Genomic DNA, 20895 nt, shown 5'->3' with positions numbered 1-20895 from the left:
ACCCACCTGCCGGGGCGGACAAGGGGCTGGGCCTGTCCGGGTCAGCTGCTCTTAGGCGTCGAGCTTGGTAAGGGGCGCATACCGCAGCAGCAGCCGTTTTTCGCCGACGTCGAACTTCACCTTTGCCACCGTCTTGTCCCCGGCTCCTTCGAGTGCCAGGACGGTTCCATTGCCGAAACTCGTGTGGTTGACCTTGTCCCCCACGCTGACGGCGACGATCTCCTTCTGCGGCTGCACCCGGTTGCGGGCAATGACAGCGGGGACATCAGCGTTGAAGCCGGCTGAAGGGTCGGCGGCAGCACCGCGGGAGGTCCCGGCGCCCCAGAAGGATCCGCTGTAGCGGCCCGAACTGATGGAGCCGCCGCCCCAGTTGGACTGCCTGCTGGTTCCTTCGCGCTTCCATTCCAGGAGCTCGGCCGGAATCTCCTCCAGGAACTGGCTGGCAGGGTTGTACTGGCTCTGCCCCCACATGCTGCGGACCTCGGAACGGGTGACATAGAGGCGCTTCCGGGCGCGTGTGAGCCCTACGTAGGCAAGCCGGCGTTCTTCCGCGAGTTCCTTCGGATCCGTAGCGGAACGCTGGTGTGGGAACAGCCCGTGTTCCATCCCGGTCAGGAACACCACCGGGAATTCGAGCCCCTTGGCAGTGTGCAGCGTCATGAGCGTGACCACGCCGAGCCGTTTTGCCTCGGCGACGGCGGCGTCGATGTCCGCTCCCGGAGCATCGGGAATTTGGTCGGCATCAGCCACCAGGGATACCTGCTCCAGGAAGGCAGCCAGTGACCCTTCCGGGTTCTCCTGTTCGTATTCGCGCACGACGGCGACGAGTTCCGCCAGGTTTTCCACCCTGGACTCGTCCTGCGGATCAGTGCTGGCGCGCAGCGCGGCCAGGTAGCCGGTCTGCTCCAGGACGGCTTCAAGTGCTGCCGCCGCGCCAGAACCGCTGGCCACTTCCGCCAGGTCATCCAAGAGTTTCACGAACCCGAGTACGGCGTTCACGGAGCGGGTTGCCATGCCCGGGGCCTGTTCGGCGCGGCGGGCGGCCGCCATGAACGACGTACGTTCGCGCTGCGCCAGGGCGGCCACGGCGCCTTCGGCGCGGTCACCGATGCCGCGCTTTGGTTCGTTGAGCACCCGGCGCAGGTTGACGTCGTCGTCCGGGTTAACCAGGACGCGCAGGTAGGCGAGGGCGTCCTTGATCTCCTTGCGCTCGTAGAAGCGCGTACCGCCCACCACTTTGTAGGGCAGGCCGACCCGGACCAGCACGTCTTCGATGGAGCGCGACTGGGCGTTGGTCCGGTAGAAGATGGCGACGTCCCCGGGGCGGAGGTTGTCCTCGTCCTGGAGCCGGTCAATTTCCTTGGCGATGAACTGGGCTTCGTCGTGCTCGTTCTCGCCCACGTAGCCGATGATCTTGTGGCCTTCGCCCTCTGCGGTCCACAACCGCTTTTCCGGGCGGTTGGGGTTCCGGGAGATCACCGAGTTGGCCGCGCTGAGGATGTTCTGCGTGGACCGGTAGTTCTGCTCCAGCTTGATGGTCCGCGCCTCGGGGTAATCCTTCTCGAACTCAACGATGTTGCGGATATCAGCTCCGCGGAAGGCGTAGATGGACTGGTCCGAGTCGCCCACGACCGTTAGCTCGGATGCTCCCGGGCCTTCCCCCACGATCTCGCGCACCAAGGAGTATTGGGCATGGTTGGTGTCCTGGTATTCGTCCACCAGCACGTGCCTGAACCGCCGGCGGTAGGATTCCGCGAGGGCAGGGAAGGCCCGGAACATGTAGACGGTTTCCGCGATGAGGTCGTCAAAGTCCATGGCGTTCGCCTGCCGTAGGCGCTGGGTGTAGCCCTTGAAGACATCAGCTACAGCCTGCTCGAAGGGATCGTTGTAGTTTGCTGCAGAGGCGTACGAATCGGCATCAATGAGCTCGTTCTTCAACGCTGAGATCTTGTGCTGGATTGCTTTGGGCGCAAACTTCTTGGGATCCAGGTCCAGGGCCTTGGAGACCTGGGTGACCAGCCGCAGGGAGTCAGCGGAGTCGTAGATGGAGAAGTTCGATTTCAGGCCCACGTTGGCCGCCTCCTGCCGCAGGATGCGGACGCAGGACGAGTGGAAGGTGGAGATCCACATGATCTTGGCTCGTCCGCCCACAAGCTTTTCTATGCGTTCGCGCATCTCCGCGGCGGCTTTGTTCGTGAAGGTGATGGCCAGGATTTCGCCGTGGTGGGCCCGCCCGGTAGCGATCAGGTAGGCGATCCGGTTGCTGAGCACGCGGGTCTTTCCCGAACCCGCACCGGCCACGATGAGCAGCGCCGAACCTGCGTGCTTGACGGCCTCCTCCTGCTGGGGGTTGAGCCCCTCCAGGAGCTTGGCCGGGTCCATCCGGTGGCCTCGATGGGCCTGCCCCTCCGGTGCCCGGTCCACGCCGGCGCCGCCCGTCCCCGGAGCCGCAGCTGCGCCCTCGGAAGGCGACTTGGTGCGGGCAGCGGCGGTGGGAGCGGCTTTGAAGGGTCCGTCAGAGTACGGGTCAAACAACATATCCATGGTGCCTACAAGTCTAGGCGGTGGGACTGACAGCCAGCTCCAGCCTGTGGATGACGGGGCGTTATCCACATAGGCTGTGGGCTCTTATGCCACCGACCCGGATTCGAGGGCAGCGCGCAGCTCGCGTACCGCCATCGTTCCGCCGGCCATGAACCACTCCAGGCCGTTCACACGGACGGTGTCCACGGCACCGCCGGCAGCCCGGACGATCGCCTTGCCCGGCAGCCAGTCCCACTCGGGGCAGCTGTGCTGGAACCAGCAGCCCAGCTGACCGTCCGCCACCCGGCCCAGGTCGCAGGAACCCGAGCCCAGCATGCGCAGCGCGGCGGCCGACGTGGCGGCCGCGTGCCACGGCATTGCGCACAGGGGATCCATCAGCCAGCTCGGGTGGATGTAGGTGGCGGCACCCAGCTCCGCAACGGCTGTGCTGTTGCGTGCTCCCCTGTCGTCGTGGAAAACCGTGAGGGGTTCACCATTCAAGGTTGCCGGACGTGCCCTGCCGCCGGCCCAGAGCTTGTCCTCGTCCGGCTGGAAGATGGCTCCGAGCACAACGTCGGAGGCGTCCTTCAGGGCAATCGCGGAGCACCAATAGGTGGAGCCGTGCAGGAAGTTATAGGTGCCGTCCACCGGATCAATGACCCAGGTCCGGCCGCTGGTCCCCGGGACCGACGCCCCCTCCTCCCCCAGGATGCCGTCGTCCGGCCGGCAGCGCCGCAGTTGCTCCAGCACGTAGGCCTCGGCGGCATGGTCGGCAGCTGTCACCACATCGGAAACCGACGTCTTCTGTTCGGACTGCAGGCCCGCCATCCGCATCAACGCTGCCAGCTGCCCGGCTTCGCGGACCAGGGCCGCTGCCAGTTCGTAATCGTCCAGGGAGGGGTCAAGTTCAACGGCGCTGTGCCGGCCAATGGTCATGGCTTCAGTTTATGGGGCGGGATAATGGTGCCATGGCCAAAACCCCTGCGCAGCGGATCAAGAAGCACGGCTCCAAGGCGGCTGTACCCCAGCACCATCTTCCGCCCGTGGTCAACCCCACCACCGCCCGCACCCCGCAGAAGGCAGAGAACAACGGCAGCCTGATCCTGATCGCCGGTGTGGTGGCCTGCATCTTCCTGTTCTGGTACCTGCACCTGCTCACGCTGGACCAGCTGAGGCAGCTCTCCCAGGGCCTGCCCATGCCGGACTCGCTCATCGGCGGATTCGATCCGGCCTACATCGGCCAGCTGCATGCGGTCATGAACGACGACGCCCGCGGCCAGCTCAACTATGTCCACAAAACGGCCGGCACTCTGTTCCCCCTGATCTTCGGGTTCACCTGGCTGCTGCTGATCGGCACCAACGTTGCCAGGAAAACATTGCGTTGGGCGCTGTGGGCCCTTCCGCTGCTCTTTGTGGTGGTCCGGCTCTGGGCCAACGCAGCCATCGACGGCGTGCTGGCATCGGAAGCGCCCGACGCCGGCCAAGTGGCCCTCGCGTCCGGCCTCACCGTTGCCGGCTGGGTCCTCCTGGTCCTAAGCCTGCTCGCCGGCGCAGCAGCAGTGCTTCTGCGGAAAAAGCCGCAGGAGCGGCAGGAGGCCCGATAGAACTCCCCATTCCCGCTCCTCAGAGGGGCCGGATAGGGTGTTGAATACAGGCACTGGCTGCATGCTGCGGGCTTAATATCGGGGGGATCTTTGGGGGAATCTTTGGGGGAATCACGGACAAACGTTGCTCTCAACGTCTTTGAGATCAGCGGGGTGGCCTGGGCTTTGACGGTCCACAAGGCGGCTGAGGTACTCGCGCATGAGCCAGAGGCGGACCTGTCCGCTTACCGGGATTCAATCCGTGCCGAGGCGTTGGAGGCGCTGGATTCGCAAGAAGTAGAGGCGGCCGGGGCCGAACTGCGTCGGGCGGGAATAGTTGACGCGAGCGGTGCCATTACCCGGCAGTGGGTGCTGGCAGTCTCGATTGCAGCACTCGGCCCGCTGAAGGCCACTGCAGTGGTCCAGTCCGGCGAATCATCCGTCCACACCGAACTCGCCCTGGCACGCGGCCGGGGTATCGGAGTCACCTATGCCCGGCGCATCAGGCACGGTGACGGGGGCGTCGACGTGACGGAGGTCCGGAACGCCGTCGAAATATCCTTCTTCGCTGAGGAAAATGCCTGGGCCGCCCTCAATCGCCACCTCCCGGACATTAGGGAAGTCCCCGAGGCCACGGAACTCCCGAAGGCACCGGGCGCCGCGCTCGGCGAAATCGCCGCCAATGCCAGGTACACCATCCATCTCCAAGTGTCGGCTCATCCTGCGGGATCACGCACAGTGCGGCCGTCTGCCCCGGCCCCAGGTCCGGACCACGTCAGCTGGGACGTCTGGGCGCTTGGGGAGCGTCTCTATTCAGTCAGTACCGGTCCATCCGGCGAGGGTTCCGCCCTGACTCCTGTTCCCTCGGATGCCATTCGCCTCGGATTCGCGTGGCGCCTGTTGGGCGCCAGGGAATACCTGGCCAGCGCCGCGGAACAGGCGGCCTGAAGATGACCTTCTACGGAATGGACGTGGAAAGCGGGCGGCGCCTCAGCGAAGAGTTGGCCCGCGCCAGTGACCGGCTGGCTGCCCTGAGCCGCAGCCTCACACCCCTGATCCAGGGCTCGCCCTGGAAGGGCGCAGACGCGCAGAAGTTTACCGACGAATGGACCGGCCAGAGGACCAAGCTGATCAGCACAGCCGATGCGCTCGCTGCCGCCTCCAATGCTGTCAAGCGAAATGTCGAGGAGCAGGTGGCCGCCAGCAGCAAGGGGACGGGCCGACCGTCGGCTGCACAGGCTCCATCGTTCTTCGACTCGCTGGTTGGCTCCGTCGCCGTCACCGCAGGGGACCTGTGGGACACGGGCGGGAACGTCACCACTGCTGTTCAGGACACCGCGGGTAACCTGTGGAACTCTGTGCAGGACTCGGCTCCGCTTCCCATCCGCAACCTCATGGACGCGCAGGGAAATGTCGCCAGCCAAGCCCGCGACGCGATGGACATGGGCTGGCGGTGGCTGACATCCGGTGAGCCGCCATCGGTGACAGAGCTTGTCTCGAACGGCCTGCTGATGGCGGCCACCATGGAAAACCTGCAGGCAACCGCGCTCACCCTGGGTTTGTTCAACCCCCACCTGTTGGACGACGGCCGGCCAGTTGCCGGGGAGCCCATCCCTGTTGGCGTTGGCACTCCCAACGACATAGACAGCAACCGTCGGTTAGTAACACCGGTCCCATCCACTATCAGCGCACTCCTCGACGCCACTGACACCGCCTATTCCGACGCCGGAAAGTCCGGGGTTCCGGACACGGGCGTCCGTATCACTACGGTTGAGAAGCCGGGCGAGCCGCCTGCCTATATCGTCAGTATCCCCGGCACCACGCGGTGGTTGCCCGATGGTGCGGCAAATTCGACCGACCTCACAGGAAACCTTGAACTGGCCGGCGGCAACCTGTCCACCGCGGCGGAGGCAGTCCGGCTGGCCATGGAGCAGGCCGCCATTCCCGAAGGTGCGCCGGTGATGCTCTCGGGGCACTCCCAGGGTGGAATGATTGCTGCGGCACTTGCTTCCGACGGCAGCTTCACTGACCGCTTCAATGTCACCAATCTCGTCACGTTCGGTTCACCCGTGGATTCCACGCCCATCCCGCCGTCCATCGATGTCCTGGCGCTGCAGCATGCCGGAGATCCGGTACCGAAGGTGGACCTGGCCGACTCCACGGCGTGGCCGGGAGGGATCGTCACCGCCACCCGGGACAACGGGGCCACCATCGTGGAGCTGCCAAATCCTGACATCGACGCTGGGATCGCGGGCATCAATTACCACGACGCCAATCGTTACGTGGATTCAGTCAGCCAGTACGAGGCCGGCGGACCGATTGCCCATTACAGCGAACAGCAATCAACCCAACGATTCCTAACCATGGATGCCAGCCAGGTAACCTCAACCGTGACCAACGTGTCCCGAAAGCAGTAATAATGCGCCGACTTTATACCGTTGCCAGGGTGCTGGCCTTAGCGTTGGTGGCCTTAGGGCTCTCAGCGTGTATGGCGAAGGGTCCTTCCACTGCTGACCGGCTGGAAGGCGACATGCACGAAGCCGCGATGTCAGTTGCTGGAATCGAGTCGGCGGAGGTTGACGTAATTCTTAACACATCGGGAAAGTTCATCACCGTGAAGTTGGTTGGGTCCAGCTATGACGAGGCCGGCCTCACAAAAATTCTCGGCGATGCGCTCCCGCCGATTCTCGCGACGACTGAAGAGCTTGAGTCGGGTTCCTTCGCCGTCGGTATCTTCTCGCCGGACGACGCCGTGTCTGCCGGGGCTGGCACACTCGGCTACTCGGGGGGGAAATCGCTGAGCAGGTTCCGCGAGTTCTTCGTCAAGTAAGCGGTTCTGGTCAGCCGAAGTGGCATCAGCGGGCTGCGCGGGCGCGCAGCTGGGCACGTTGCTTCCGGTGCCGGCGCACCCGCTGCGCGATGACCAGACCCGCGGTCGCCATCCCCACCGTAACGGGGTAACCCATGAGCCGCTCCAAGGTGCCGGGTTCGGGCACGTGCATGCCGGTCAGCCCGCCCGTCACCAAGGCAGCAGCGGACACGACACCGCAGGCCAGGATGAACCACGCCATAGCTGTTTTCCGGAGCCAAAGGAACCCCAGAACCAGCAGGGCCGCCGCTCCTGTAATGAAGTAAATTACGGCGCCGGAATAGTGCCAGCCGGAACCGGCGTCCTCTGGAACCAGCCCCACGATCACCGTGCCGGCCCCCGCCGTTCCGATCAGCAGGCGCACGCAGACTGCAGCGACCCACGGTCTCGGCCGTCCCGCTTGCACCCGGGCGCCGGCAAGGGCAGCCACGCGCAGCAGCCCCGAGCTCAGCAGCAGCGCACCCAAAAGCATCCCGAGTCCCTGGACCACAAAGGAGGCGTTCATCAGCCAGTTCAACGGCGAACACACCGCACGGCCGTCAAAGACACCGCAGTGCAAGGCACCAAGGTCACTGATGTAGCCCGTGCGGAGGTCGTAGGGCCGTGGACCTGCCCAGGCCAGGATCACCGCAGCTTCCGCCGCGAAATACTGCAGCACGCTGAGCACCGACCACGCCCCGATGTACTGCCGGGTGGAGGCGGTGTCCGGAATAACGGCAGCGGCTGACGATGTGGACGGCGCTGAACTCATGCCTTGAGCGTAGTACGGCTCCGCACCTTGTATGCTTGTATCCGTGTCCGCCACGGCCCGGCCCTGCCGATCCAACGGATGCGCGCCCTCGTAGCTCAGTGGATAGAGCACGGCTCTCCTAAAGCCGGTGTCGTTGGTTCGATTCCAATCGAGGGCACTTGAACGTTCCTCCCCCGGAGTTCGGCCTCCGCGCCTACCTGCTCGGCCCAACTGCGGCCACAGGGCACGAACCTGCCGAGGCCGGACTGTGGAAGGTCCAACGTGACCTGCTGGACCGCGCCGCTGGCACCCGCGGAACCTTCTCCGGCGTCGTACATTTTGTTCCCGCGGACGACGGCGGCCTGGCCCTCCGCGAGGAAGGCACCATGCGCTGGCCTACTTTTACCGGCCCCGCCACCCGCGACTACGTGCTGAAAACCACTGCCCGTCCCGACGCGCTGGACTTCTTCTTCCCGGACGGCCGCCCCTTCCACAGCATGAGCTTCTCTCCCGAGGCCAACCTGGACCAGCACTGGTGCGATCCCGACACCTACCGCGTGGCCTACCACTACACGGATGCCAACAGCTTCAGTTACAGCTGGGACGTCTTGGGGCCGCGGAAAAACCTGCTGCTCACGTCGCGGCTGGTCCGGCGGGCGGAACGGGAAGCATGAAAAACCGCATCGTGGTCTCGGCCGTCTGCGTCTTCGACAACGCCGGCCGGCTTCTGACCGTCAGGAAGCGCGGCACGTCCATGTTTATGCACCCCGGCGGGAAGCCCGAAGCAGGCGAAAGCGCCGTCCAGGCCGCTGCCCGGGAGCTGGCTGAGGAAGTAGGGATCGTCCTCGATCCAGGCGAACTGAGGCTGATGGGGGTCTGGATTGCCGACGCCGCCAACGAGGCTGCCACTGACATCGAGGCAACGGTGTTTATGGCTCCGGGCACGTGGGAGGCCCGCCCCTCCGCGGAGATTGCGGAGATCCGGTGGCTGGACCTGCCAGCCCTGGACGGGGTCGCCGAACTGCCCGGCGACCTCGCCCCGCTCCTGACGGACCATATCCTGCCCGTGCTGGCCCGCCAGCCCTGAAGCCGCCAGCCCTAAAGCCGCCGTCCCCGAAGCCGCGGGGCAACTAGAACTCCGGAACTGCTTCCTGGACCACTGCGGTGGCTTCGGCGAACTGCGTCCGGTACAGCTCGGCATAACGGCCTTCGGCGGCCAGCAGTTCGGTGTGGGTGCCGCGCTCCACAATCCGGCCGTCCTCCACCACCAGGATGGCGTCGGCGGCACGGACGGTGGAGAGCCGGTGGGCAATGACGACGGCGGTCCGTCCCTCGAGCGCGGCGCCCAGGGCAGCCTGCACGGCGGCTTCATTGGTTGAATCCAGCGCGGCAGTCGCCTCATCGAGGATGACGACGCGAGGCTGCGCGATGAGTAGCCGCGCGATGGTGAGCCGCTGCCGTTCCCCGCCGGAGAGCCGGTAGCCGCGCTCCCCCACCACGGTGTCCAGCCCGTCCGGCAGGGACCGGATCATGGTTTCGAGCCGGGCCTGGCGGATGACCGACCACATGTCCTCGTCCGTGGCGTCCGGCTTGGCCAGCCGGAGGTTGGAGGCAATGGTTTCGTGGAAGAGGTGGCCGTCCTGGGTGACCATTCCCAGGGTCTCCCGGAGGGAATCGAAGGTCAGGTCGCGGACATCCACCCCTGTTCCGGGCCTCACGCCACCAAAACGGATGGCGCCGGAATCGACGTCATAAAGTCGGGCCAGCAGCTGGGCGATGGTTGACTTGCCGGCGCCCGAAGAGCCCACCAGCGCCACCGTCTGCCCAGGCTCAACCCGGAAGCTGACCCCGTGCAGGACTTCCTCGCCGCCGCGGGTGTCCAGGGTGGAGACGTCTTCGAGGGAGGCCAGGGACACCTTGTCCGCAGAGGGGTAGGAGAACTGGACGTCGTCAAACTCCACGGAGAGCGGGCCGCGCGGCGATTCCACAGCATCCGGCTTCTGGCGGATGAGCGGCTTGAGGTCCAGGATTTCGAAGACGCGCTCGAAGCTGACCAGGGCACTCATGATTTCCACCCGTGCGTTGGAGAGGGCGGTGAGCGGAGCGTAGAGGCGCGTGAGCAGCAGAGCCAATACAACGACGTCGCCCGCGGCCAGCTGCCCTCCCAGCGCCAGCCAGCCGCCCAGCCCGTACACCAAAGCGAGGGCGAGCGCCGAGACCAGCGTCAGGGCGGTCACGAAGGTGAACTGCAGCATGGCAGTACGGACCCCGATGTCGCGGACGCGGCCTGCGCGGACGGCGAACTCGCGGGATTCCTCGTCCGGCCGCCCGAAGAGCTTCACCAAGGTGGCGCCAGGGGCGGAAAAGCGCTCGGTCATCTGCGTGCCCATGGTGGCATTGTGCTCGGCGGCTTCGCGGCGCAGCTCGGCCAGCCTGGAACCCATACGACGGGCGGGGATGAGGAAGATCGGGAGCAGGATCATGGCAAGCACAGTCACCAGCCAGGATTTATTCAGCATCACCACAAGGGTCAGGGCCAGCGCCACCGCATTGCTGACCACACCGGAAAGCGTGCCGGCGAAGGCCGACTGCGCCCCGATCACATCATTGTTAAGACGGCTCACCAGGGCACCGGTGCGGGTCCGGGTAAAGAAGGCGATAGGCATCTTCTGCACGTGGTCAAACACCTTGGTGCGCAGGTCCAGGATCACGCCCTCGCCGATGGAAGCGGACAACCAACGCGTCACGAGTCCCAGCCCGGCCTCGGCCACAGCCACGATCGCAATCAGTATTGCGAGCCAGACCACGGTTCCGGCGTCCGTCTTCGCGATGATCGCGTCCACCACCTGGCCGGCGAGCACCGGTGTTGCCACAGCCAGGACGGCCATCACGATGGACAGCAGCACGAAGGCGATCAGCCGGCCGCGGTGCGGCCGCGCGAAACCAAACACACGCTTGAGGAGCTCCCTGGAGAACGGCTTGGAGCCGTTGGAGGCGCGGGTGATGTTGTAGAGGGAGCTCCAGGCAACCCTGTCCATACTCATTTTTGGTTGCCTTTCAAGGCGCTGTCGGCCAGCACTTCAGTGACGGTTCCGTTCTCCACATTCCAACGTACATCCAGCCGCACGTTTTCCAGCAGCCTGCGGTCGTGCGTCACCAGCAGCAGGGCGCCGTCGTAGCTTTCCAGCGCCTCCTCAAGCTGCTCGATGGCGGGCAGGTCGAGATGGTTCGTTGGCTCGTCCAGGACAAGGAGGTTCACACCCCGCGCCTGCAGCAGGGCCAAGGCCGCCCTGGTGCGCTCACCGGGCGACAGCGAATCAATGGTCCTGGCAGTGTGGTCCGCCTTGAGGCCGAACTTGGCCAGCAGCGTGCGGACCTCCGCCGGAGTGAGGTCCACCAGGACAGCCTCTACAGCGTCAGCCAGGGGAAGGTGGCCGGCAAGCAGCCCGCGCGCCTGGTCAATCTCGCCGATCGCCACGGAAGCGCCCATGGCTGCGCTGCCGGACTCCGGCGCGAGGCCGCCCAGCAGCAGGCGGAGCAGGGTGGACTTGCCGGCACCGTTAGGGCCGGTAATGCCGATCCGCTCCCCCGCGTTGAGCTGGAGATTTACCGGGCCCAGGGTGAAACTGCCCTGGCTCACCACGGCGTCACGGAGGGTGGCTACGACCGAGCTGGAGCGGGGCGCCTGGCCAATGGAGAACTGCAGCTGCCATTCCTTCCGCGGCTCTTCCACCACGTCCAGCCGGGCGATCCGCGATTCCATCTGCCGCACCTTCTGGGCCTGCTTCTCCGAAGACTCAGTGCTGGCCGCCCGGCGGATCTTGTCGTTGTCCGGGCTCTTCTTCATGGCGTTCCGCACACCCTGGGAACTCCACTCGCGCTGGGTCCGCGCCCGGGACACCAGGTCCGCTTTGGTGGCGGCGAACTCCTCATACTTCTCGCGTGCGTGCCGCCGTGAAACGGCGCGTTCCTCCAGGAAGGCGTCGTAGCCGCCGTCGTAAACCGCTACCGAATTCTGCGCCAGGTCCAACTCCACCACCGTGGTGACGCAGCGGGCCAGGAATTCCCGGTCGTGGCTGACCAGCACTACGCCGCCGCGCAGGCCCCGGACAAAATCCTCCAGTTTTGCCAGGCCGGCAAGGTCCAGATCATTCGTGGGTTCGTCCAGGAGGACAACGTCGAACCGGCTCAGCAGCAGGGCCGCTAGCGCCACCCGCGCCGCCTGGCCGCCGGACAAGCCGGTCATTTCGGCATCAGCACCGGTTTCGAGGCCCAGCTCTGCCAGGACAGCGGGGATGCGCTCATCGAGGTCCGCGGCACCTGAGGCCATCCAGCGGTCAAAGGCCCGGGAATAGGCATCATCGGCACCGGGCGCGCCGGAGCCAAGCGCCTCGGCGGTGGATTCCATCTCGACTGTGGCCTCGGCGCAGCCTGTCCGCCGGGCGATGTAGCCGGCCACGGTTTCACCATGGATCCGTTCGTGTTCCTGGGGAAGCCAGCCCACGAAAGCGTCTGCCGGGGCAAGGCTGACCGTTCCTTCCTGCGGCTGGTCGACACCGGCCAGGAGCCGCAGCAAGGTGGACTTTCCGGCGCCGTTGGCACCCACAACGCCTACAACGTCACCGGGGGCAACGGTCAGGGAGAGCCGGGAGAAAAGCTGCCGGTGGTCGTGACCGCCGGAAACCTCCTTGGCCACAAGGGTCGCAGTCATTGATCCTTCCTTTCACCGGAGCATCCGCAGCCGGTTTGTCCACTTTCCGGCGCGCATCAGCCTTGCTGATCCGCAGGAGGGAGGGCGCCGGAGGCGGCGGACATAAAAGAACCCGCTGGTCCGGACTTGGGGGGTGTACGGACCAACGGGCTCGACCATCAAGCATAGTCGAAACCGGAGCCCGGGTAAAACCGGCGGGATACCGGAAGCTAAACTCAACACACCATCCGTTCTGCAGAGAGCCCTTTATGACCCTCCCCGCCAAGGCGTTCCAGCGCTGGCTGCAAGGCGTTGCGCCGGAGGCCAGCACGGCTGACGTCTGCAGGATCTCCGGGATCAAGCGGACCACCCTCGCCCAGCAACTGGTCCGCGGAAAAGTATCGGTCACCACAGTCGTCAGCATCAGCCGCGCCTATGGCATCAACCCGGTGGCCGCCCTGGCCGATTTTGAGGCCTACCGGCAGTTGGCCGATCCCCAGCCGCCGCCCACGCGCTGGGAACTGGTCAGCCAGATCTCCACCGCCGACCTGTTGGGCGCCGTGCTGGCGCGTCCGGCCCTGGACCCCGGCAGGGAGGCCGGCGATGAACCGCCCGTCCTCTCGCCGGCGCCGCACGCCACCTCAGTCAAGAACTGGGTTGAGGCAATTGACGACGGCGAGGTGCGGCACCGCGTCTCTGCCGCGACCGGGATTGCGCCCCAGAATTATTCGGCGCAGCTGACGGCCAACCGGCTGACGGCTGAGCTGGCAGTTGCCACGGCCCGGGCGGCCGGGGTTGGACTGACCGGCGGCCTGGTGGCCACCGGCCTCGTTACCGAAGAGGAAGCGGGCTGGGCCCCCGGTGCACGCCGGGCCGCACTGGCCAGCCTGTCGGACGGCGACCTCGCCGTTTTGGCCGGCGACCGGCTGCAGGCCTTGGGCAAGGTGTTGCGACGCCAGGAGCAGGACCAGGCGCAAACGGAAAAGATTTGGGAGAACCTGGGATGATCGAAATACTCCAGTGGTCAACACTGGCCACCTGCGGCCTTATCGCGGCGGCCCGCGTCCCCAGCGCGATCCGCGGTGAGAACAGGTCACTTTTCTACATCTTCGCCCTGATGACCGCAGCCATCCTGTTGAGCATCGAGGCACCGTACCTTGTTGTGGACGCAGCCCTGGGCGGGATCAACCTCGCCAACCTGCTGCTGCGCTTCATCATCTTCGCCGCGATCTACTTTGTGGGCATCCGCGTGACCCGCGGTTTCGGTGCGGACCACGCCTACCGGCTCATCACGGGCAGAACCGGGATGACAGTCCTGCTGGTGATATCCCTGGTGATGGTAGGCGTGTTCTTCCTGATTGACACTTCAGGATCATCTGCAGGACTGCTGGCAATATCACGCAAGAGCGAACGCAATTTTGTGCTGGTGGAGTACTACGGGGCAGCCGGGCGCGCCTATCCGTCCTACGTTTCCCTGGTTCTGCTGCCAGCCATGGTGCGTGCTGTCGGCAGCAGGCTGCCTGTGCTGGTCCGGCTGGCCGCCGGGCTGTTGGCCGTAGGCGGAGTGGCTATTGCCCTCACTTTGCTGTTCCCTGTGGTGCCACCGGAATGGGGCGCGGTCGAATTCATCATCAACTACACCGCCGTGCTCTGCTTCGTTGTGGGCCTGGCGCTTATCTGGGCTGCCAGGGTCAGAAGCCGGAGGCCACCCCGCGCGCCGAGGTCATCTACCGAAACGTAACCCTGGGGGCTTTCACACAATCATTAGAACGTGCAATAATCATGGATGTGTGAAGGCGGGGGTTGCCGGGAGTTTACGAACGGGGATACTTTCTTGAACGAATGCAGCCTCCGGGGGCCTTTGCATGCTTTGGGGGGATGAGTGGTGGCGGCCGTTGGGGACCGCCCCCACTCAGCCATTTAAGGCCTTATAGCAAATTCTTCCGGGGCTTCTTCCGCCTGATTAGGGTCTTCCCTGGCCTGGCTTTCAGCCGTCCGCGCGCTCAAAACGCAAGGTCACCAGCTGGAACGGCCGGAGCAGCAGTTTGGCGCCATCGGGGCCGGCCTCCACTCCAACCGCCTCGGCTGCCCGCTCCAGCAGGTCCACGGCAGTGACGCTCCGGACCGGGAAATTGGCGGTGAGCCTTCCGGCCGAGCGCTGGCCCAACGATTCGTACAGCCTGGCGATCACGTCCCCGGAGCCGTCCTCTGCAAGCTTCACCGCCTCAACAACAACGGCCGGGTTGGATAAGGTGAACAGCGGCTCCACCGGCGATCCTCCGCTGACCAGGCGCGGTGCCAAATTGGTGCGATACCCCTCCTGGACGGCATCGGCGATGCCAGCGCCAGGCCGGATGGTCACGGTGAGCTCGTGCTGCCCGCGGTCCGCGTCCGGGTCCGGAAACTTCGGGGCACGCAGCAGTGACAAGCGCACTGTGGTGGTGGTGCCGCCGTCGGCCTCCCTGATGCTCCTGGTGACATCGTGCCCGTAGGTGGACGAGTTGGAGACTGCTACGCCGTAGCCCGGCTCCGCCACGTGGATCCAGCGGTGCGCGCAGATTTCGAACTTGGCGGCTTCCCAGGACGTGTTGGTGTGGGTGGCGCGGAAGACGTGCCCGAACTGGGTCTCGGCGGCTGACCGGTCAGCCCGCACATCCAGGGCAAAGCCGAGCTTCAACAGCTTTTCCCGCTCCTGCCAGTCAGCAGACGTGGTGATGGACAGCGATGGGCTTCCAGCGGCAAGGCCGATGCGTTGGGTGATGGCAGAGGACCCTGCCAGCCGTTCCACCACAACAGCAACGCCGCCTTCATCCTCCGCCAGCCGCACGCACTGAGCGCTTGTCAAAGGCGTGACGTTACGCCGGTAAAACTCGTCAATGTCCCAGGCATCCCACTCGTTGGGCGTGTCACGGTGCAGCTCAAGCAGGTTGCCGCGCTCCCCCGGGGCAATCGCCTCGCGGCCGCTGGCGTAGTCCTTGAGCGAGGTGATCAGCCCCTCGGCATCCACCACCGCACGAATGATGCCATTGTCCAGGACGTAGCCGCCGTCCTGCGCGGTGGCCCGTGCCGGCAGCGCCGGCGCGGCCGGCTCCCCCGCCGCGAACGCGGATACTCCGGCCCGCGGATGCGGGGCGGCATTGAGCAGGAAGGTCCGTTCACCGCTGCCAAGCATGGCGGCAGCGGCGTCGGCGATGAGCGCTTCGAGGGCAACGCCAATGGCCTGGTAATTGCGTTCGGCATCCTGGTGCACCCAGGCGATGGAGCTGCCCGGGAGGATGTCATGGAACTGGTGCAGCAGCACCAGCCGCCACAACCGCTTGAGCTCGGCCGCCGGATAAACGAACGAATCCGTGCGTACCGCGGCGGTAGCACACCACAGTTCCGCCTCGCGCAGAAGATGCTCGCTGCGCCGGTTGCCCTTCTTGGTCCGGGCCTGGCTGGTGTACGTGCCGCGGTGCAGTTCGAGGTACATCTCGCCCGCCCAGACCGGGAGGGACGGATACTCTGTCTCGGCCTGTTCGAAGAAGCTCGCCGCCGATCCGATCCGCACCTTCGGTGAGCCTTCCAGGTCCGCCGTCCTGGCAGCAGCGGCAAGCATTTCCCTGGTAGGTCCGCCGCCGCCGTCGCCATAGCCGAAGGGCACGAGGGACACTGTGCCGCGGCCATGGTCGCGGTAGTTGCGCTCGGCGTGGGCCAGTTCGCGTCCGCTGAGCTCCGAATTGTAGGTGTCCACCGGCGGGAAGTGGGTGAAGAGCCGGGTGCCGTCGATGCCCTCCCAGTTGAAGGTGTGGTGCGGCATCCTGTTGGTCTGGTTCCAGGAGATCTTTTGGGTGAGGAACCATCTGCTGCCGGCGGATTTGACGATCTGCGGCAGGGCTGCGGAATAGCCAAAGGAGTCAGGCAGCCAGGCTTCCTGGCAGTCCACCCCGAATTCGGCTAGGAAGAAGCTCTTGCCCTCAACGAACTGGCGGGCCATGGCCTCCCCGCCGGGCATGTTCGTATCGGATTCCACCCACATGCCGCCGACGGGAACGAACTGGCCGGCCCGCACTTTCTCCCGGATCCGGCCGAAAAGTTCGGGGTAGAACTCCTTGATCCAGGCGAGCTGCTGGGCGGAGGAGCACGAGAAGACGAAGTCCGGGTATTCATCCATCAGGGCCACGACGTTCGAGAACGTGCGGGCGCATTTACGGATGGTTTCCCGGACCGGCCACAACCAGGCGGAGTCAATATGGGCGTGGCCGGTGGCCACCAGCTGGTGCGCGGACGCGTAGGCGGGCCTTGCCAGGACTTCGGCAAGCGCTTCACGTCCGGCTGCTGCAGTGCCGGCCACGTCATCGGGGTCCATCACGTCCATCATGCGCTCGAGGGCACGCAGGATCTCGTGCCGCCGTGGCTGTTCCCAGGGCAGCTCAGCCATCAGCCCGGACAGCGTCCAGATGTCCTGCTGGAGTTCCCACACGGTCTGGTTCAGCTCCGCGATGGCAATGGTTCCCAACCGGTACTGCGGCGCCGTTCCCGCCGTCGACTTATCCCCGTATGGCGTGGGGGCAAAAGTCCAGCCCTGGGCAACGTCCGGATTGGCGGCTGCCTCCACGTAAAAGTCCACGGCCATGCCGCCGCCAAGCAGCTTCAGCGGGATGTACTGGTTGCGGGGAGAGACCGCCTTGATGATGGTGCCGTCGGCGCGCCAGGCGATGCCTTCGCATTGGAAACCCGGGACCTCGATAGTGAAGCCAAGGTCCACCACCACTTCCACCGTGGTGTCCGGCCCGGCACCCCAGAATTCCGGCACCTCGCCCTGGAGGCGCAGCCACTTGGTGCCCCACGGTTTCCCCCACGGAGCGCCATGTTCCTGCGGCTGGAAGTCCTGCCGCATGGCTTCGAGGGCCGGGACCGGCTCGTCGGAAACATCCCAGCTGCTCAAGGCCAGAGGCAGGCTCCGGCTGTAGACGGCAGGGGTGATGCGTTCGCGGACGAACCTTTCGAGGCGGACTTCCGTGATCCGTCGGTCGTCATGCAATGTTGGCCCTCTTAAACGCTGGAAATGTGGACCAAGGTGTCCATTCGGTAGATTAACTACCCACCGGTAGCCTACTAGCCAACTGCTCAGGGGGGAACAACCCCAAAGCGGTTTGTGGACAGACCTACAAAATGGTCCCCTGGATCAGGGCAGCGCGCGGGCCGGAACGTGTACAGCGGGCCTGACGATCCGCTGGTCCCCTGTGTAGATGTTAAGGCTGGTGCCCCGGCTGAATCCGGCCAGTGTCATGCCGCTTGCCTCCGCAAGCTCCACGGCAAGGCTGGAGGGCGCGCTGACGGCAGCCAGCACCGGGATTCCTGCCAGCGCCGCTTTCTGCACCAGCTCGAAGGAGGCCCGGCCGGACACCTGGAGGACGGTCCCGCGCAGCGGGAGCAGTCCTTCACGCAGGGCCCAGCCCACTACCTTGTCCACGGCGTTGTGGCGGCCCACGTCCTCACGGAGGCACAAAAGTTCCGCGCCGCCGTCGTCCCCTATCTTGAACAGCCCGGCAGCGTGCACTCCCCCGGTATCCTCAAAAACGCGCTGGGATTTCCGCAGCAGCCCCGGCAGCGATGCCAGGAGTTCCGCGTCGATGCCCAGGGGGTCCTCGGCGAGGTTGTAGCGCGAGGACTTCCGGACGGATTCAATCGAATCCGTCCCGCAAATGCCACAGGAGCTGGATGTGTAGATGTGGCGGCCGATGGAGGGAATGGTGACGTCCGGCCGCAGCTGGACCTCCACCACGTTGAAGGTCTGCATGCCGTTCTCGTCCTCGCCGGCGCAGAAACGCAGCGACACGAGTTGCTCGGCGCTCCAGATGATGCCCTCCGACACCAGGAACCCGGCCACCAGGTCAAAGTCGTCACCCGGGGTGCGCATGGTCACCGAGAAGGACAGCTGGCCCAGCCGGATCTCCAGCGGCTCCTCCACCGCGAGGACATCCTCGCGGTGCCGCACCGGAAATTCGAGGGCCTTCGGAGAACCATCGAGGACATACTTGTGCACCTTGCGGCGCTGGGTCACGCGGCCCACGGCCACCCCTGCTTGTTCATAGCTCCATCATGGCAACTGCCGGAGCCGGATACCAGCCGGGACGCACACACGCAGCGATGCTCAGCCAAGGAGCGCGCTCCAGTCCACGGGGCCCGTGGCTGCCGGCTTGGCGGCCGTTCGGGCAGGCCGCCCCGCGTTCCTGGTCTTTGCTTTCGAACCGGGATCCGCAGCTGCCGGAATGGGCGGGCCCCAGGGCAGGGCGAAAGCCGGTACCAGTTCACCGAGCTGGACCCCATGCGGCGGCACCACCATAACGCCGTCGGCCGACGCCAGCCCGCGCATCATGCCGGGACCGGTGTGCTGTGCCGGCGAAGCCATCCCGTACACGAGGCGGAACGGCATCAGGCGCGTGCGCCCCGGATCGGGTTCGATGATGCTTCCGGACGGCACCTCTTGGATCTCCGGCAGGGCGCCGTGGCCCAGCGCGGCGAGCAGCGGCGCCCCCACAGTACACAGCGCCATCATCGCGGCGAGGGGATTCCCCGGCAGTCCCAGCACAAACCGCCCGTCCGGCAGCTCCGCGAGGACCGCCGGGTGCCCCGGCCGCATCGCTATCCCGTCGATGACCAGCCGGCCGCCCAGCTCGGCCACGGCCTGGCGGAGATGATCGGTGCCAGACTTTCCTGTCCCGCCCGTGGTGATGACGACGTCGGCCGGCAGGTCCGGCGCGCCCGGCACCTCCGGCACCACGTCTTCGAGGGCGGCAAGCCACTCGGCGTAAGAGTCGCCGATCCGCTGCTGTTCGCCTGCTATTCCTCCAAGCATGTTCACCACTGCCGGCAGTTGCGGACCAAAAGTGTCGCGTACCTGGCCCGGAAGCGGCATACCCTCGCCAATCACTTCGGAACCGGTCAGCAAAAGCCGGACCATGGGTTTGCCCTGGACGGGCACTTCGTCGTAGCCGGCCAGGGCGGCCAGTGCAAGATGCGCAGGGTTAAGCAACACTCCCGCTTTCACCAGGATGTCCCCTTCCAGGGCTTCCTCACCGGCTTTCCGGATGTGCTGGCCGGTGCGCGGCTCACCCGGCCGGGCGCTTCCGCCGGTAGTCAGGACCGGCAGTCCGTCCTCGTCCTTGCCCAGCAAAGCACTCTCGCTGCGAAGCACGGCTTTTCCGCCGGGAGGAATGAGCCCGCCGGTCACAATGGGGCTTGCCTGGTGCGGCGCCAGCCGCGTGCCGGGCTCCACGAGGATCCACGGGCCGGTACCGTTGACCGCCCAGCCGTCCATGGCCGAGGACGCGTAGTGAGGCATGTCCTGCAGTGCCACGATGTCCTGGTGCAGGGTGCGGCCAAGGGCCAGATGCAGGGGAACCGGTCCGGCAGGAATCGGCGTTGCTGCCGCGAAGGCAGCCTGCCGGGCTTCCTCCCAGGTATGGGCGAGGTGGTGCGTCGCCTCTGGCGGGTCTGCTGAACTCCGTTCTTCCCCGGGTTCTTCAGTCATTCGCCGGGAGCCCCGGCGGCTTCGGCATCGTAATCTGCAGCCAGGGAACGTGCCACGGCCAGGGCCTCTTCCATGGATGAAGCCTCCGTGCTTTGTCCGGAGCCCGAGGCCAGGCCGGCGGCGTAGCCGGCAATGAAGGTGGTCAGGGGCGCTGCCGGCCGCACCACGGAGTGCGCAGCAACGCCCGCCAGGGCAAGGATGGCATTGACGTCCACCTGGACGTCCTCAAGCTCATAGGCCTGAAGGAGGGACCTGCACCACTCCTCCAGCGTTTCATCCTGGCTTTTCACTCTTTGCCTCCCAATTCAACTGCTGCCGCGCCGGTCCTGGCGCACGTCCGGCTTCCCGGCGTCAACTCCTAATGCGGCGGCATCATCCCAGGTATCCACATCGGCTGTGGTACCGGCGGGGACGGTGACAAGCTGCAGATCAAGACTAGCAAGGAGGGAGCGCATGGAGCCGTCGATTAACCTGCCGCGCGAGGCCAACTCCTGCACGGCTCTTTTTAACCCGTCCGTGCGGTAAAAACCCACCAGCATTTGGGCAGTACCGTCTTCGGAACAGGCCATCACGCCGTCGCCGGCATACCCCGCCAAGGCGAGGGACTCCGCCAATGCCTGCACGGCGCCGGTAACCCGGGGCATGTCGCAGGCCAGCACCAACGTGAAATCCCGTCCGCCGCCGGCCCGGCCGAGCGCTTCGAGCCCGGCCGCGACAGCAGCAGCCGGTCCTGCGAACTCCGGCTCCTCGCGGCAGGCGACCACCCCCGCAGGCAACGGCCCCGGATCCGGGCCCACCACTGCTGTCAGGGACGCGGCGGAGCATGCCGCAAGAGACCGCTGCAGCAGGGTGGCGCCTTCAAAGACCAGCCCCTGCTTAGGTACCCCGCCCAGGCGGGAAGACCTGCCGCCGGCAAGGACCAGGGCGTCGAAGTCCAACCTGTTCTGCTCCACTCCCCCAGCCTAATCGGGAGCGCACCCGAGC

Annotated in this window: 18 protein-coding genes and 1 tRNA gene; 9 read left to right on the top strand and 10 right to left on the bottom strand. The window is 65.8% G+C overall.

The genetic code is table 11. The features are described from left to right. Window positions 1–51: 51 nt before the first annotated feature. Both pcrA and QFZ36_RS17370 read right to left on the bottom strand, forming a co-directional pair. Window positions 52–2544: a DNA helicase PcrA gene (pcrA, locus tag QFZ36_RS17375; protein ID WP_306638224.1), complete on the bottom strand. Its 2493-nt coding sequence runs from the start codon at window positions 2542–2544 to the stop codon at window positions 52–54. Between the two features lie 84 nt (window positions 2545–2628). After that, a complete protein-coding gene (locus tag QFZ36_RS17370; protein WP_306638222.1) occupies window positions 2629–3459 on the bottom strand; it encodes an inositol monophosphatase family protein in 831 nt (276 codons plus the stop codon). Window positions 3460–3491: 32 nt separating this feature from the next. Between QFZ36_RS17370 and QFZ36_RS17365 the strand changes: the two genes are divergently transcribed. The 4 genes from QFZ36_RS17365 (at window position 3492) to QFZ36_RS17350 (ending at window position 6936) form a co-directional block, all read left to right on the top strand. Next, the gene (locus tag QFZ36_RS17365) at window positions 3492–4127 is read left to right on the top strand and encodes a hypothetical protein (RefSeq protein WP_306638220.1); all 636 of its coding nucleotides are present in this window, start codon (window positions 3492–3494) and stop codon (window positions 4125–4127) included. Between the two features lie 153 nt (window positions 4128–4280). Next, window positions 4281–5054, top strand: a complete 774-nt coding sequence (locus QFZ36_RS17360; RefSeq protein WP_306638219.1) for a hypothetical protein — start codon at window positions 4281–4283, stop codon at window positions 5052–5054. Window positions 5055–5056: 2 nt separating this feature from the next. After that, window positions 5057–6523 (top strand): PGAP1-like alpha/beta domain-containing protein, encoded by a 1467-nt coding sequence (locus tag QFZ36_RS17355; RefSeq protein WP_306638217.1) that lies wholly within the window; start codon window positions 5057–5059, stop codon window positions 6521–6523. A 2-nt stretch (window positions 6524–6525) separates the two neighbouring features. Continuing rightward, entirely contained in the window at window positions 6526–6936 is a 411-nt protein-coding gene (locus QFZ36_RS17350) for a hypothetical protein (RefSeq protein ID WP_306638215.1), read from the top strand. Between the two features lie 25 nt (window positions 6937–6961). On the opposite strand, the gene QFZ36_RS17345 is transcribed toward QFZ36_RS17350, so the two are convergent. Then, complete coding sequence (locus QFZ36_RS17345; RefSeq protein ID WP_306638213.1) at window positions 6962–7726, bottom strand: DUF998 domain-containing protein; 765 nt, start codon at window positions 7724–7726, stop codon at window positions 6962–6964. Window positions 7727–7810: 84 nt separating this feature from the next. On the opposite strand from QFZ36_RS17345, the gene QFZ36_RS17340 reads away from it, so the two are divergent. The 3 genes from QFZ36_RS17340 (at window position 7811) to QFZ36_RS17330 (ending at window position 8792) form a co-directional block, all read left to right on the top strand. Continuing rightward, window positions 7811–7883, top strand: a tRNA-Arg gene (locus QFZ36_RS17340). 1 nt (window position 7884) lies between these two features. Beyond that, a complete protein-coding gene (locus QFZ36_RS17335; protein WP_306638211.1) occupies window positions 7885–8379 on the top strand; it encodes a DUF6314 family protein in 495 nt (164 codons plus the stop codon). Beyond that, entirely contained in the window at window positions 8376–8792 is a 417-nt protein-coding gene (locus QFZ36_RS17330; RefSeq protein WP_306638209.1) for an NUDIX hydrolase, read from the top strand. Before QFZ36_RS17335 ends, QFZ36_RS17330 begins: the two co-directional genes overlap by 4 nt. A gap of 43 nt (window positions 8793–8835) precedes the next feature. Here the strand turns inward: QFZ36_RS17330 and QFZ36_RS17325 are convergent, their stop codons facing one another. Both QFZ36_RS17325 and QFZ36_RS17320 read right to left on the bottom strand, forming a co-directional pair. Further along, on the bottom strand, window positions 8836–10749 hold the full coding sequence (locus QFZ36_RS17325; protein ID WP_306638207.1) for an ABC transporter ATP-binding protein: 1914 nt from the start codon (window positions 10747–10749) through the stop codon (window positions 8836–8838). After that, complete coding sequence (locus tag QFZ36_RS17320; RefSeq protein ID WP_306638206.1) at window positions 10746–12416, bottom strand: ABC-F family ATP-binding cassette domain-containing protein; 1671 nt, start codon at window positions 12414–12416, stop codon at window positions 10746–10748. Before QFZ36_RS17320 ends, QFZ36_RS17325 begins: the two co-directional genes overlap by 4 nt. 248 nt (window positions 12417–12664) lie before the next feature. Between QFZ36_RS17320 and QFZ36_RS17315 the strand changes: the two genes are divergently transcribed. Both QFZ36_RS17315 and QFZ36_RS17310 read left to right on the top strand, forming a co-directional pair. Further along, entirely contained in the window at window positions 12665–13402 is a 738-nt protein-coding gene (locus tag QFZ36_RS17315; RefSeq protein ID WP_306638204.1) for a hypothetical protein, read from the top strand. Further along, entirely contained in the window at window positions 13399–14136 is a 738-nt protein-coding gene (locus tag QFZ36_RS17310) for a hypothetical protein (RefSeq protein ID WP_306638203.1), read from the top strand. Before QFZ36_RS17315 ends, QFZ36_RS17310 begins: the two co-directional genes overlap by 4 nt. A 246-nt stretch (window positions 14137–14382) precedes the next feature. Here QFZ36_RS17310 and QFZ36_RS17305 read toward each other — a convergent pair whose 3' ends face one another. From QFZ36_RS17305 to mobA, 5 genes are all read right to left on the bottom strand, one after another. After that, a complete protein-coding gene (locus QFZ36_RS17305; RefSeq protein ID WP_306638202.1) occupies window positions 14383–17418 on the bottom strand; it encodes an alpha-mannosidase in 3036 nt (1011 codons plus the stop codon). A gap of 144 nt (window positions 17419–17562) precedes the next feature. Continuing rightward, the gene (fdhD, locus tag QFZ36_RS17300) at window positions 17563–18450 is read right to left on the bottom strand and encodes a formate dehydrogenase accessory sulfurtransferase FdhD (RefSeq protein ID WP_306638200.1); all 888 of its coding nucleotides are present in this window, start codon (window positions 18448–18450) and stop codon (window positions 17563–17565) included. A gap of 81 nt (window positions 18451–18531) precedes the next feature. After that, complete coding sequence (locus QFZ36_RS17295; RefSeq protein WP_306638199.1) at window positions 18532–19911, bottom strand: molybdopterin molybdotransferase MoeA; 1380 nt, start codon at window positions 19909–19911, stop codon at window positions 18532–18534. Beyond that, on the bottom strand, window positions 19908–20201 hold the full coding sequence (locus tag QFZ36_RS17290; protein WP_306638198.1) for a DUF6457 domain-containing protein: 294 nt from the start codon (window positions 20199–20201) through the stop codon (window positions 19908–19910). Before QFZ36_RS17290 ends, QFZ36_RS17295 begins: the two co-directional genes overlap by 4 nt. A 15-nt stretch (window positions 20202–20216) precedes the next feature. Further along, window positions 20217–20864 (bottom strand): molybdenum cofactor guanylyltransferase, encoded by a 648-nt coding sequence (mobA, locus tag QFZ36_RS17285; protein WP_306638197.1) that lies wholly within the window; start codon window positions 20862–20864, stop codon window positions 20217–20219. Window positions 20865–20895: the final 31 nt, after the last annotated feature.

The sequence above is a fragment of the Pseudarthrobacter siccitolerans genome (assembly GCF_030823375.1).
GTDB classification, from domain to species: domain Bacteria; phylum Actinomycetota; class Actinomycetes; order Actinomycetales; family Micrococcaceae; genus Arthrobacter; species Arthrobacter siccitolerans_A.
This window is presented reverse-complemented; position numbering and strand designations above follow the sequence as displayed.

Coding starts and splice junctions, on each gene's coding strand:
- QFZ36_RS17325 (WP_306638207.1), bottom strand. CDS start 10,749: ATGAGTATGGACAGGGTTGCCTGGAGCTCCCTCTACAACATCACCCGC.
- QFZ36_RS17320 (WP_306638206.1), bottom strand. CDS start 12,416: ATGACTGCGACCCTTGTGGCCAAGGAGGTTTCCGGCGGTCACGACCAC.
- QFZ36_RS17315 (WP_306638204.1), top strand. CDS start 12,665: ATGACCCTCCCCGCCAAGGCGTTCCAGCGCTGGCTGCAAGGCGTTGCG.
- QFZ36_RS17355 (WP_306638217.1), top strand. CDS start 5,057: ATGACCTTCTACGGAATGGACGTGGAAAGCGGGCGGCGCCTCAGCGAA.
- QFZ36_RS17330 (WP_306638209.1), top strand. CDS start 8,376: ATGAAAAACCGCATCGTGGTCTCGGCCGTCTGCGTCTTCGACAACGCC.
- QFZ36_RS17310 (WP_306638203.1), top strand. CDS start 13,399: ATGATCGAAATACTCCAGTGGTCAACACTGGCCACCTGCGGCCTTATC.
- QFZ36_RS17370 (WP_306638222.1), bottom strand. CDS start 3,459: ATGACCATTGGCCGGCACAGCGCCGTTGAACTTGACCCCTCCCTGGAC.
- QFZ36_RS17345 (WP_306638213.1), bottom strand. CDS start 7,726: ATGAGTTCAGCGCCGTCCACATCGTCAGCCGCTGCCGTTATTCCGGAC.
- pcrA (WP_306638224.1), bottom strand. CDS start 2,544: ATGGATATGTTGTTTGACCCGTACTCTGACGGACCCTTCAAAGCCGCT.
- QFZ36_RS17295 (WP_306638199.1), bottom strand. CDS start 19,911: ATGACTGAAGAACCCGGGGAAGAACGGAGTTCAGCAGACCCGCCAGAG.
- QFZ36_RS17350 (WP_306638215.1), top strand. CDS start 6,526: ATGCGCCGACTTTATACCGTTGCCAGGGTGCTGGCCTTAGCGTTGGTG.
- QFZ36_RS17365 (WP_306638220.1), top strand. CDS start 3,492: ATGGCCAAAACCCCTGCGCAGCGGATCAAGAAGCACGGCTCCAAGGCG.